This is a genomic window from Deinococcus aestuarii (assembly GCF_018863415.1).
GTDB lineage: Bacteria > Deinococcota > Deinococci > Deinococcales > Deinococcaceae > Deinococcus > Deinococcus aestuarii.
Genome location: NZ_JAHKSN010000003.1, coordinates 144763 through 157458, shown reverse-complemented (window position 1 = coordinate 157458; position 12696 = coordinate 144763). Strand labels below are relative to the sequence as shown.

Annotated in this window: 11 protein-coding genes; all 11 read left to right on the top strand. The window is 69.6% G+C overall.

The genetic code is table 11. From position 1 onward, the window contains the following. Positions 1-419 precede the first annotated feature (419 nt). The 11 genes from IC605_RS06700 to IC605_RS06650 all read left to right on the top strand — a co-directional run bounded on the left by IC605_RS06700 (position 420) and on the right by IC605_RS06650 (position 12694). The gene (locus tag IC605_RS06700) at positions 420-1850 is read left to right on the top strand and encodes a cytochrome ubiquinol oxidase subunit I (RefSeq protein ID WP_216320714.1); all 1431 of its coding nucleotides are present in this window, start codon (positions 420-422) and stop codon (positions 1848-1850) included. Between the two features lie 95 nt (positions 1851-1945). Continuing rightward, the gene (gene cydB / locus IC605_RS06695; RefSeq protein ID WP_216320712.1) at positions 1946-2983 is read left to right on the top strand and encodes a cytochrome d ubiquinol oxidase subunit II; all 1038 of its coding nucleotides are present in this window, start codon (positions 1946-1948) and stop codon (positions 2981-2983) included. 2 nt (positions 2984-2985) lie between these two features. Then, entirely contained in the window at positions 2986-4632 is a 1647-nt protein-coding gene (cydD, locus tag IC605_RS06690) for a thiol reductant ABC exporter subunit CydD (RefSeq protein ID WP_343216527.1), read from the top strand. After that, positions 4629-6302 carry a thiol reductant ABC exporter subunit CydC gene (cydC, locus tag IC605_RS06685; protein ID WP_216320710.1) on the top strand — a complete coding sequence of 558 codons (1674 nt, stop codon included), beginning with the start codon at positions 4629-4631 and terminating at the stop codon, positions 6300-6302. Before cydD ends, cydC begins: the two co-directional genes overlap by 4 nt. Before the next feature lie 192 nt (positions 6303-6494). Next, positions 6495-6746: a hypothetical protein gene (locus IC605_RS06680; protein ID WP_216320708.1), complete on the top strand. Its 252-nt coding sequence runs from the start codon at positions 6495-6497 to the stop codon at positions 6744-6746. An 80-nt stretch (positions 6747-6826) separates the two neighbouring features. Continuing rightward, positions 6827-7009 carry a hypothetical protein gene (locus tag IC605_RS06675; protein WP_216320705.1) on the top strand — a complete coding sequence of 61 codons (183 nt, stop codon included), beginning with the start codon at positions 6827-6829 and terminating at the stop codon, positions 7007-7009. A gap of 495 nt (positions 7010-7504) precedes the next feature. Next, positions 7505-8695: an exopolysaccharide biosynthesis polyprenyl glycosylphosphotransferase gene (locus tag IC605_RS06670; RefSeq protein ID WP_343216533.1), complete on the top strand. Its 1191-nt coding sequence runs from the start codon at positions 7505-7507 to the stop codon at positions 8693-8695. A 34-nt stretch (positions 8696-8729) separates the two neighbouring features. Next, on the top strand, positions 8730-10055 hold the full coding sequence (locus IC605_RS06665) for a nucleotide sugar dehydrogenase (protein ID WP_216320703.1): 1326 nt from the start codon (positions 8730-8732) through the stop codon (positions 10053-10055). Further along, positions 10052-10990 (top strand): Gfo/Idh/MocA family oxidoreductase, encoded by a 939-nt coding sequence (locus IC605_RS06660; protein ID WP_216320699.1) that lies wholly within the window; start codon positions 10052-10054, stop codon positions 10988-10990. Before IC605_RS06665 ends, IC605_RS06660 begins: the two co-directional genes overlap by 4 nt. Position 10991: 1 nt before the next feature. Then, positions 10992-11570, top strand: a complete 579-nt coding sequence (locus IC605_RS06655) for an acyltransferase (protein WP_216320696.1) — start codon at positions 10992-10994, stop codon at positions 11568-11570. Then, a complete protein-coding gene (locus IC605_RS06650; RefSeq protein WP_216320693.1) occupies positions 11567-12694 on the top strand; it encodes a DegT/DnrJ/EryC1/StrS family aminotransferase in 1128 nt (375 codons plus the stop codon). Before IC605_RS06655 ends, IC605_RS06650 begins: the two co-directional genes overlap by 4 nt. The last annotated feature ends 2 nt before the right edge of the window (positions 12695-12696 follow it).

Genomic DNA, 12696 nt, shown 5'->3' with positions numbered 1-12696 from the left:
TCCCGCCGCCCGCCGGGGTCGAAGCTGAAGTCGGTCGGGACCCGGCCCCCTCAGATTCTCCAGGAGTCTAGGCGCCGTCCCGGCGGGCGAAACGGCACTTTAAGAGACAACCAACCCCCGCCTCCCACCCGGCGTGGGCCACGGCAAGCCCCCCTGTGGACGGGGCCGCCCGACGTGCCGGGGGGCGAAGTCCACGCCAATGTTCGGCTACGGTCCACATCTGCTGGAAGGGGCAGCACCCACGCCACTTCTCTCCTCCCAGGCTGGCGACCCCGCCCCGAGACGTGCTCGGGCCTATAAAGTGGGGCCCGGATGAAGACGCGTGGGCCTTCCCCGGGAGCCGCGTCCTGATACGGTGCGCTCACCCGGCCTGCGTCCGCGTCCTCCCCCTGCCCCGCCCGTCCTGCCCCGAGGTGGACATGGATTTCGACGTTCTCGGCTTATCGCGCTTCCAGTTCGCGTCCACCAGCATCTTCCACTTCTTCTTCGTGTCCCTCACGGTGGGGCTGGCCTTCCTGATCGCGGTGATGGAGACCTTCGCCTTCGTCCGCAAGGACCGGGCGCACGTCTACGCGAACATGACGAACTTCTTCGGGCACCTCTTCCTGATCAACTTCGCGGTGGGCGTGGTGACGGGCATCGTGCAGGAATTCCAGTTCGGGATGAACTGGAGCCAGTACTCCAAGTTCGTGGGCAACATCTTCGGCGTGCCGCTCGCGCTGGAGGTGCTGATGGCTTTTTTCCTGGAGAGCACCTTCATCGCCCTGTGGTGGTTCGGGAAAGACCGGTTGCGCCCCGCGATCCGCCTGGCGAGCATCTGGCTCGTCGCGGTCGGCACCCAGATCAGCGCCTTCTGGATCGTGCTCGCCAACGGCTGGATGCACCACCCCGTCGGCTACGAGGTGGTGGGCGACCAGGCCTTCCTGACGAGCTTCCCGGCGGTCGTCTTCAACTACAAGGCGTGGCTGTACTTCCTCCACGTGCAGGGCTCGGCGTGGACGGTCGCGGCCTTCCTGGTCCTGGGCGTGAGCGCCTACCACCTGCTCAGGAAGCAGGACGTGGAGGTCTTCTCGCGCTCCTTGCGGATCGGGCTGGTCTTCGGGGCCATCGGGACCGTCTTCTCCGCCACGAGCGGGCACCGCGCGGCGCAGGTCGCGCGCTACGACCAGCCCATGAAGTTCGCCGCGATGGAGGCCCAGTGGGAGACCTCGACCTCGCCCGCCCCGTGGTCGGCGGTCGCCCTGATCAACGAGCGGGAGCGGCGTAACGACTTCAACGTCGAGCTTCCCTACCTGGGCTCCATCCTCGCCTACAACAGCCTCTACGGCCGTTACGAGGGCATGATTCCCCTTCAGGAACGCTACGAGCGGCTCTACGGCCCCGGCGACTACATCCCGCCCGTCACCTGGGTCTACTGGAACTTCCGCATCATGGTGGGGCTGGGAATGGTCCTCCTCCTGGCCGCCTTCGGGGGTCTGTTCCTGTGGTGGCGCAAACGGGCCGGGCTCGACGATACCCGCTGGTACCTGCGCCTGCTGCTCTTCACCGTCCCGCTGCCCTGGGTCGCCAACTTCTGCGGCTGGATCACGACCGAGATGGGCCGTCAGCCCTTTATGGTATACGGCCTGCTCACCACCCGGGAGGGGGTCAGCGCCAACTCCTCCACCGAGGTGTTGATCGGCCTCGTCGGCCTGTGGGTCGTGTACCTCACCCTGATTGGCCTCGACCTCTACCTGCTCACCGTGACGGCGCGGGCGGGCATCCACCACACGCCCGAAGCGCAGATGCTCGCCGCCCCCCCCCCCAACTACGGCGGCCCCGGTTTTCAGGACTACGAGCGGAGGAATTGAGTGGAAGCGGTCAGCTCTCAGCTTTCAGCCGTCAGCAAGAACCAGAGGCTGAAAGCTGACGGCTGAAGGCTCCCCTCCGAAGGAGGCATACCGACGTGGACCTCGTGACCCTGTGGTTCTGGCTGATCGCGCTGACCTTCACCCTGTACTTCTTTCTGGAGGGCTTCGACTTCGGGGTGGACATCCTGCGGCCCCTCCTGGCGAAAACCGAGGCCGAGGAGCGGGCGCTGGTGGGCACCATCGGTCCCTTCTGGGACGGCAACGAGGTGTGGGCCATCGCGGCGGCGGGGGTCATGTTCTCGACGTTCCCGGTGTGGTACGGGACCCTCTTTTCCGGGCTGTACCCGGTGTTCGTGATCATCCTGCTGTCTCTCCTGATGCGCGGCGTGTCCTTCGAGTACCGCAATCAGGTGGACCAGCAGCGGTGGCGCAACTTCTGGGACTGGACGTCGTTTCTCGGCAGCCTGCTTCCGTCCTTTTTCTGGGGCCTGACGATGGCGAAACTGATCGAGGGCCTGCCCGTGAACGCGGACGAGCGGGTGCTGGGCAGCTTCGCGGACGTGTTTACCCCCTTCTCGGTGGTGGGGGGGCTTGCCACGCTGCTGCTCTTCACGCTGCACGGGGCGAACTTCTTGCTGCTGCGGCTGCACCGGGACACCGACCTCTACCGCCGGGCCCGCGCCGCCGCCCTGTTCTGGGGCGCCCTCGCCACGGTCGCCATCCTGGCCTTCGTGGTCATGGGGTACGTGACCGAGGGGCTGTTCGTCTCCTTCGGCGTGCTGCCCTGGCTCTTTCCCCTGGCCGCCGGGCTGACCCTGGGGAGCATCTGGTACGGCCTGACGCGCGGGCTCGACGTGTTCGCCTTCCTGATGAGCAGCCTGACCATCGTCTTTTCCACGGTCACGGTCTTTATCGCGCTCTATACCCGGGGGGTCGTGCTGCCCTCCACCCTCGACCCCGCGTACAGCCTGGGGCTGCGGGAGAGTGCCAGCCAGCCCTACACCCTGGTGCTGATGACCTGGGTGGGCGCAATCTTCTTGCCGCTGATCATCGGGTACCAGATCTGGAACTACTACGTCTTTCGCGAGCGCGTCCGTCCCGACGAGGGCGGGCTGAACAAGGGGTACGACTGAGCGTGCGGCCCCTGACGCGGCTTCCGGAGGTCCGGCTCCTCCGGCTCACCTGCGCCGGGCTGGCCCTCGTGACGTTCGTGTGCGTGCTGGCGCAGTGGGCGCTCGTGGCGCGGACCGTGAACGGCGTCTTCCTGGAGGGGCAGGCTCCCGCCGTCCTGTCCTCCGCCTTCGTGGCGCTGGCCCTGGTGTGGCTCACCCGCTCGGCCCTCGTCGGCGTGCGGGACGTGCTCGCCGCCCGCTCCGCCGCCGGGGTCAAGCGCGAGGTGCGCGGGCGGCTCCTCACCCACCTCCTCGACCTCGGCCCCGTCCACGCCTCGGGGGAGCGGGCGGGCGAACTCACCGAACTCGTCACCGAGGGCGCCGAGCGGCTGGAGGGCTTCGTGGGCCGCTTCGTGCCGGGCTCGGTCTTCGCCGCCACCCTCGCGCCCCTGCTCGCGCTGACGGTGCTGTTTCTCGATCCCCTCAGCGGGCTGATCCTGCTGTTCACCGGGCCCGTCATCGTCGTGCTGTTGTGGCTGGTGGGGACGATGGCCGACCGCGCCTCGAAGGCGCAGTGGCTCACGCTGGGCCGCCTCAGCGCGTCTTTCGTGGAGACCCTGCGGGCCCTGCCGACGCTGGTGGTCTTCGGGCGCGCCCCTGAACGGCTGGCGGCGCTCCGGGAGGCCGATGACGCCTACCGCCGGGTGACGCTGAGCGTGCTGCGAAGCGCCTTTCTCTCGGGCTTCGTGCTGGAGTTCGGCGCGACGCTGAGCACCGCCCTCGTGGCCGTGACGGTCGGCGTGCGGCTGTTCGAGGGGCAGATACCCTTCGAGCGGGCCTTGTTCGTCTTGCTCCTCACCCCCGAGTTCTTCGCCCCTCTGCGCGCCCTGGGGGCCGATCATCACGCCAGCCTGGAGGCGCGGGCGGCGGGGGAGCGGATTTTTGCCGTGTTGGGCGAGGAGGCGCCGGGGCGGGGCACCCTCCCGGTTCCGGCGGGGCCGCTGAGCATTGAGGTCCGGGACGTGACCCTGCGGTACGGGGAGAGAACGGCCCTCCAGGGCGTGACCCTCACCCTGTCCCCCGGCTCGCGCACGCTACTCGTCGGTGAGAGCGGCGCGGGCAAGACGAGCGTGGCGCGGCTGCTGCTGGGCTTCGTCCCCCCCACGGGCGGGGAGGTGCGAGTCAGCGGCGTGCCCCTCTCCGACCTCGATCCGGCGGCGTGGCGGGAGCGCCTTGCCTACGTGCCCGAACGGCCCTACCTCTTCCCCGGCACGGTGCGCGAGAACATTCGCCTGGGGAGGCCCGAAGCGACCTGGGAGGAGGTCGAGGAGGCTGCCCTCGCGGCGGACGCCCACGACTTCATCTCCCGGCTGCCGAACGGCTACGACACTGACATCGGGGCGGAGGGGGCCCGCCTGAGTGGTGGTGAGCGTCTGCGCCTCGCCCTCGCCCGCGCCTTCCTGCGAGGCGCGGAGGTGCTCATCCTCGATGAGCCGACCTCCCAGCTCGACGCGGGGAGCGAGGGCGAGGTCAAAGGCGCCCTGGAACGGCTGGGCGCGGGCCGCACGGTCCTCACGATCTCGCACCGCGCGGCGCTGCATGGGGGGCACGATCAGACGGTCGAACTGGAAGGCGGGCGGGTGCGCGACCTCGCGGGGGAGCGGGCGTGAGCGGCCTGTGGCGCTCTGTGCGGGGTGGGGGCCGGGCCCGGACGCTCGGCTCGGTCGCGCTCGGGGCGGGGACGGTTCTGGCCTCGGTGGGCCTCCTGGCCGTGTCGGGGGCGCTGATCTCGGGGGCGGCGCTGAGGCCCGAGTCGCTGCTGGTGCTGCTGCCCCTGATCACGTCCGTGCGGCTGTTCGGCCTCTCGCGGGCGGCGCTGCGGTACGGCGAGCGGCTCGTCTCGCACGACCTCACCTTCCGGCTCATCGGGCGGGTGCGGGGGGAGGCCGCGGCCCACCTCGCCCGGGTCGCGCCCGCCGCCCTCGTGGGGGTGCGCGGCGGCGACCTCCTGGGGCGGGTCAGAAGGGACGTGGACGAATTGCAGGGCGTCTACCTGCGCCTCTTCGCCCCGACGCTCGTGGCGCTCACGGTCGCGCTCGTGACGGTGGCCCTGCTGTGGTTCGTGTCGCCGCCCCTGGCCCTCGCCACTCTGGGGCTGTTCGGGCTGGCCGGGGTGGTGCTGCCTGCCCTCGCCGTCCGCGCCGCCACCCCAGCCGGGCGTGTGGGGAACGCCGCCCGCGCCGAGCTGGGGGCCGCGACCCTTGAGGCCCTCCACGGTCTGCCCGACCTGTTGACGGGGGGCGGACGCCCGGCGGCGCAGCGGCACTTCGCCGGGCTTCTCTCCACGCTGGAGGCGGCGGAGACGCGGCGGGCCCGGGTGACGGGCGCCGCGAACGCCCTGCGTGACGCCCTCGGCGGCGCCGGGCTGATCGCCGCCCTGCTCCTCGTCGGGGAGGGGGTGGCGCGGGGCGAGACGGGGGGGCCCCTCCTCGCCGCCTCGGCGCTGGGCCTGCTCGCCAGCTTCGAGGCGGTCGGAAACCTCGGGGCCGCGTGGGCCGCGCACGGGGCGCTGTGTGCCGCCACCGAACGGGTGGACGGCCTGCGCAACCTGCGCCCCGCCGTGGAGGACCCCGACCACCCGCAGGACGTGCCGTCTGACCCCACCCTGCGCCTTGAGGACGTGAGCTTCCGCTACCCGGGGCTGGCGACGGACGTGCTGCGGGGCGTGAACCTCACCGTCCGACCCGGGGAGCGGGTCGCCCTCGTCGGGCCCTCCGGCGCCGGGAAGAGCACCCTGCTCGGCCTCGCCCTGCGCTTCCATGACCCCACGGGCGGGCGGGTCACCCTGGACGGGGTGGACCTGCGCGCGCTGCGCCTGGAAGACCTGCGCGCCCGCTTCGCCTGGGCCCCCCAGCAGGCGGAGGTGCTGGGCGGCACCCTGCGCGAGAACCTGCACATCGGGGACCCGGCCGCGCGGGACGCAGACCTGCTCGCCTTACTCTCCGGGCTCGGAATGGACGGCCTGCTCGCGCGGCTGCCGGGGGGACTCTCCGGCTGGGTGGGCGAGCACGGGGCACGGCTCTCGGCGGGCGAGCGGGCGCGGCTCTCGGTCGCCCGCGCCCTGCTGCGCCCTGCCCCCCTGCTCCTGCTGGACGAGCCCACCGCCCACCTCGATCCCGCGAATGCCCGGCGGCTCCTGCGTGCGGTGGAGGAGCGTGCCCCGGAACGTGGGGTTCTCCTCGTCACCCACCAGCCCGACCTCCTCGGCCCGGGGTGGCGGCGGGTGACGCTGGACCACGGCGCTGACCCACCCCGGCGCCCCGGCGACGCTTCCCGGTGAAGCGCTGCTGGGGTCAGGTGAGGCGGCTGACCGAACCGGGTGCCCAGGGACTGGGCCTCCGGGAGGTCGATACGCAGAGTGTCCTGGTCCTCGTGACCGTCGCCTCGGCCTCGACCTGTACGACGAGACCAACGGGTCGGCGCGCGTCCTGTTCGCGTCCACCGAGATTCACGCGGTGCAGCGGGTGCAGGCATGACGCAGCCGCACCATCTGCTGACGACCCGGCTCCACCGCCGCCCGCTGGGCCTCACCCCTCCCCTCGACCTGCCCGGCGGGACGCTGCCCAGGCCGCTGGAGACGCTCGTCTGCCCCCGCGAGGTCCGCGGCCTTCTGCGTCGGCTCCTGGCCGCCACCGGTCAGGGCCGGGGCGGGCTTCTCGTCGGCACACGGACCGGGGAGACGCTCCACCTGGCCCACGTCCTTCCGGCCAGCTACAGTTGGTAGCTGCCCGAAGGCGACCCCTTCGCGGTGGACGCACTCCGAAACGACTCCGAACCTCACTGGACTGGATCGGCAACTGGGTAATGTACGCCGACGGCCGCGCCCACACGGAGGAAGAAGGCCTGGTGCTGTGGGAGGAAGCCCACCGCCGGGCACTCGTCAGCGAGGACGACGTGTTCCTGGTCATCGGCCTGCGTGAGCGGCGGCTGGAGGTGCGGGCGTACCACGTCGTCCGGGGCGGGCCCAGGGCGCTGTACGTGGAGTGAGTCGGGGACCCGGCGGGGGAGAGTGGCGCCGGGGAATGACGTGCCCGCCGCGAGGCTGAGCACCCCACGTCGGCCCGTTCCGGGGGAAAGCGGTCCGGACTCGCCCCGTGCCACCGGGCGGTACCGAACGTGTCAGAGAACCGTAAGAGGGACCGTCAGAGACTGTTAAAGCTTTGGGGGAGGGGTGTAGCTCGCCTCCGGCACGAGCAAGGGCTGATAGGGGGGTGGATATGAAGTTTTCGTGTGCACCGAAGCCAGTTCGGCTTTACTATACCCCCATATTAAGAGCGGCGTCCCACGTGAAAAGGACCGTCTGTTCTTTGTAAAAAACCTCTCTTCTCAGCATCAGCTCCCTGGAGTCGTGATCCTCGCTCAGTCGCTTGAGGCTCGGCGCCTTGCCGCTTTGTCAAGTTCTTTCCAGAGGTCGCCTTGATCAGCAGACTGCATCCCTCACAACATACCCGGCAACGGCTGAGTCTCCTGACGTCTTTGACGGTGATCGACCTGGGCACCGCCGCGGGATTGAGCCTGCTGTGGGCGCTGCTCTATGCCCCGGATCAGTTCTGGACGGTGATGGGCCTGTGGTGGCTGGCGACCTGGACGGCCTGGACGCTGACCCGGGAGACGCGCCCGGCGCTCGCGCTGGACCCCTACGCGCGGGCGGTATCCACGCCCCTGCTCGCCGCCGGGCTGGCCCTGGGGTTCCTGTGGGTCTCGCAGGTCGCGTTCCCGCCGGTGGGGTTCGTGTCGCTGCCGCTCCTGTGGGGGGCGGTGATGACCCTGACCCGCCTGACCTTCCGGCGCCGCACGCCGCCCGTCCGGATCGGGGTGTATTCCGGCGCGCGCCAGGCGCTGCCCCGGCACGGGAGCGTCCAGTACGTGTCGCTCGCCACGCCGCAGGACGTGCGGCTGCGCGAGGTGGACGCGCTGGTGGTCGACCCCGCGACCGCCGCCCACCCGGGGTGGCTCGAACTGATCCTCCACGCGCAGACCGCCGGGATGCCCGTCTGGACGCCCGCCGCGCTCGGCGAGGAACTGCACGGCCGGGTCGCGCTCGAACACCTGCACACGGCCCGGCTCGACCAGGCCGACTTCGACGACACCTACGCCGCCCTCAAACGCGGGTTCGACGTGGTGGCCGTGCTACTGGCCCTGCCGCTGCTGCTGCCGCTGCTGCTCGTCGTGGCGGTGCTGGTGGCGCTCGACGCGGGGCGCCCGGTGCTCTTCTGGCAGTGGCGCGTCGGTCGGCACGGTCGGCCCTTCCGAATCGCCAAGTTCCGCACGATGAAGCGGGACTCCGAGCGCCACGGGGCCGCCTTCGCCACCTGCGGGGACCTGCGGGTGACCCGGCTGGGCCGCTGGCTGCGCAAGTTCCGGCTGGACGAGCTGCCGCAGTTCTGGAACGTGCTGCGCGGCGACATGAGCGTCATCGGCCCGCGCCCCGAGCAGCAGACGTTCGTGGAGCAGTTCGAGCGCGACCTCCACCTGTACGCGGTGCGGCACTGGGTCAAGCCCGGCATCACCGGCTGGGCCCAGGTCACCCACGGCTACGCCGCCGGGGCCGACGAGACGCTGGAGAAGCTCCGATACGACCTGTACTACATCAAGAACTTCTCCTTCTGGCTGGACGCCCGCATCGTCGCCAAAACGCTGTGGACGATCATGACGGGCTTCGGCGCGCGCTGAGCAGCCCTGTTCCAGGTTTTTCTCCGAGGTTGTTATGACGAACGTTCTTGAAGTGAGCCACGCCAGCACATTGATCGGCACCATTCAGAGGCGGACGGCCAGAATCGGCGTCGTCGGGCTGGGCTACGTGGGGCTGCCCTTCCTCGTCGAGAAGGCCAAGGTGGGCTTTCACGTCACCGGCATCGACCGCAACCCGAGGCGGACCGACATGGTGGCGCGCGGTGAGAATTACATCGGTGACGTCAAGGCCGAGGAATTGCAGGAGGTCGTCGCGCGCGGGCTCGTCACCACGACCACCGATTTCGGGGTGGTCGCCGACCTTGACGTGATCGTCATCTGCGTTCCCACGCCGCTGGACAGCAACCTCAGCCCCGACCTGAGCTACGTGCGCCACGTCACCGCCGAGATCGCGCGCCACCTGCGCCCGGGGCAGCTCGTGAGCCTGGAGAGCACCACCTACCCCGGCACCACCGAGGAGGTCATGAAGCCTATTCTGGAGGCGACCGGATTGCGGGCCGGGGTGGACTTCTTCCTGGCGCACTCGCCGGAGCGGGTCGACCCGGGCAACGCCCGCTACACCACCAAGAACACGAACAAGGTGGTGGGCGGCCACGATCCCGCGAGCCTGGACGTGGCCCTCACGTTCTACCGCCAGACCATCGAACACGTCGTGCCGGTCAGCAGCGCCAAGGCCGCCGAGATGGTCAAGGTCTACGAGAACACCTTCCGGGCCGTGAACATCGCGCTCGCCAACGAGATCGCCCTGCTGTGCGACCGGATGGGGATCAGCGTGTGGGAGGTGCTCGACGCCGCCTTCACCAAGCCCTTCGGCATCATGCCCTTCTACCCGGGCCCCGGGGTGGGCGGGCACTGCATCCCGCTCGACCCCCACTACCTGGAGTGGAAGGCGCGCGAGTACAACTTCCAGACCCACTTCATCGCGCTCGCCGGGGAGACCAACCGCAAGATGCCCGAGTTCGTGGTGGACAAGGCCGCGCGGGTGCTCAACGGCGCGCGCAAGGCCCTGAACGGCTCCCGGGTGCTCCTGCTCGGCATGGCCTACAAGGGAGACCTCGACGACTACCGGGAGTCGCCCGCCCTGGAGGTGCACAAGCTGCTGAGTCGCGCCGGGGTGGACGTGTCCTTCCACGACACCTGGACGCCGGAGATCAACGAGCACGGCGTGCGGGCGTGCAGCGTCGACCTGACGGACGAGGTACTGGAGGGCACAGACCTGGTCATCATCACGACGCGGCACAGTGACGTGGACTATGCCCGGGTGGTCGAGAAGGCGCAGGCGGTTCTGGACACCCGCTACGCCACCCGGGGCCTTGCCAGCGAGAAGGTCACCCTCCTGTGAGTCGCTTCGCCCTGACCGGCGCTTCCGGCTACATCGCGCCCCGCCACCTGAAGGCCATCCAGGATACGGGGAGCACCCTGGCCGCGGCCCTCGACCCTTTCGATTCCGTCGGCATCCTCGACTCGTACTTCCCCCAGGCCGAGTTCTTCACCCAGCCCGAGATTTTCGAGCGCTACCTCCACGACGCGCGCCGCCGGGGCGAGGGGGTGGACTACGTGAGCATTTGCAGCCCCAACTACCTGCACGACGCGCATATCCGCCTGTCCCTGCGGGCCGGGGCCGACGCCCTGTGCGAGAAGCCCATCGTCCTCCACCCGGAGGACATCACCGCGCTCAAGGAGGTGGAGGCCGAGACCGGCGGGCGCGTGTGGACGATCCTGCAACTGCGGGCCCACGCCGCGCTGGAGACCCTCAAAGGGCAACTCGGCGGCGAGCGGGGCGGCAAGCGGGACGTGGACCTCTCGTACATCACCAGCCGGGGCACCTGGTACCTGCGGAGCTGGAAGGGCCGGGTGGAGCAGAGCGGCGGGCTCGCCACCAACATCGGCGTGCATTTCTACGACATGCTCGCCTGGATGTTCGGTCCCATCGAGCACGTCGAGGTCCACCAGCGCACCGACACCGTCTGCGCGGGCTACCTCGAACTCGAACGCGCCCGCGTGCGCTGGTTTCTCTCCATCGACCCGACCTACCTGCCGGGGGAAGTGAGTGCGAGGGGACAGCGCACCTACCGCTCGATCACCATCGACGGCCAGGAGGTCGAGTTCAGCGAGGGCTTCACCGACCTGCACACCGAGGTCTACCGCCGGACCCTCGCGGGCCAGGGCTTCGGCCTGGACGACACCTACGAGGCCATCGCCACCGTCGCCCGCATTCGCCACGCCGCGCTCGTCTCGCCCACCTCCGGGACGGGCCACCGCTTCCTGAGGGCCTGAGATGGGGTGGTGGAAGCACGAGAGCGCCTACGTGGACGAGGGAGCCACGCTGGGCGAGGGCACGAGGGTGTGGCACTTCAGCCACGTCATGCCGGGCGCCGTGATCGGTGAGCGCTGCTCGCTGGGGCAGAACGTGTACGTCGCGGGCAACGTCACCATCGGGAACGGCGTGAAGATTCAGAACAACGTGAGCGTCTACGAGGGCGTGGTGCTGGAAGACTACGTCTTTTGCGGGCCGAGCATGGTCTTCACCAACGTCCGCACGCCGCGCAGCGAGTTTCCGCGCAACACCAGCGCCGACTACGCCGTCACCCGGGTGGGGCGGGGCGCTAGCATCGGCGCCAACGCGACGGTCGTCTGCGGCGTGACGCTGCACGAGGGAGCCTTCGTGGCGGCGGGCGCCGTGGTGACGAGGGACGTGCCCGCGTACGCGGTCGTCGCGGGCGTTCCCGCACGTCAGGTCGGCTGGATGAGCGCCAGCGGCGACCCCCTCGACTTCAGCGGGGGCGACACCGTCACCGACAGCACAGGCCACACCTACCAGAAGATCAGTGACGCCGAAGTCAGGAGAATCGCGTGACGAGCACCGAACTCACCCGGATTCCCATCCTCGACCTCTCCCCGGAGATCGACGAGCTGTGGGACGAACTCAACGCCGCCGTTCAGCGGGTCATGCGCTCGGGGCACTTCATCATGGGGCCGGACGTCCTCGCCTTCGAGGAGGAGGTCGCCGCCTACCTCGGCGTGAAGCACGCGGTGGGCGTCAACTCGGGCACCGACGCCCTGATCATCGGCCTGCGCGCCCTGGGCATCGGCTCCGGTGATGAGGTCATCACCACGCCCTTCACCTTCTTCGCCACCGCCGAGAGCATCAGCAGCGTGGGGGCGACCCCGGTTTTTGCCGACATCGACCCGAAGACGTACAACATCGACCCGGCAGAGGTTCGCAGGCACATCACGCCCCGCACCCGGGCGATCATGCCCGTCCACCTGTACGGCAACCCGTGCGAGATGGACGAGATCATGGCGATTGCCGAGGAGCACGGTCTCCTCGTGATCGAGGACTGCGCCCAGTCGTTCGGCGCGCGGTACAGGGGCAAGCAGACGGGCACCATCGGGAACGTCGGCGCCTACTCGTTCTTCCCGAGCAAGAACCTCGGCGCGTTCGGTGACGGCGGCCTGCTGGTCACGGACGACGACGACGTGGCGGAGCTGGCGCGGATGCTGCGGGCGCACGGCTCGCGGAAGAAGTACCACAACGAGATGCTGGGGTACAACTCCAGGCTCGACACCATTCAGGCAGCGATCCTGCGGGTGAAGCTGCCGCACATCGACCGCTGGAACGAGGGCCGCCGCCGCGTGGCCGCGACGTACAACGAACTGCTCAGGGACGTGTCGGGCATCGTGACGCCGGAGCTGAGCGAGGGGCATGTGTTCCACCAGTACACGATCCGCCTGACGGACGCCGACCGGGACGAGGTGCAGAAGCGGCTGGAGGAGCAGGGGATTGGGACGATGGTGTATTACCCGGTGCCGCAGGATCAGTTGCCGATTTATGAGGAGAAGTACTCCGTACAGCCGCAAAGCGCACTGGCGGCGGGACAGGTGCTGAGCCTGCCCATAGGACCGTGCTTGGGCCGGGTTGAGCAGGTGCAGGTTAAGGCAGCACTCAAGAACGCACTGCGCCCGGCGAACGTGGACTGAAC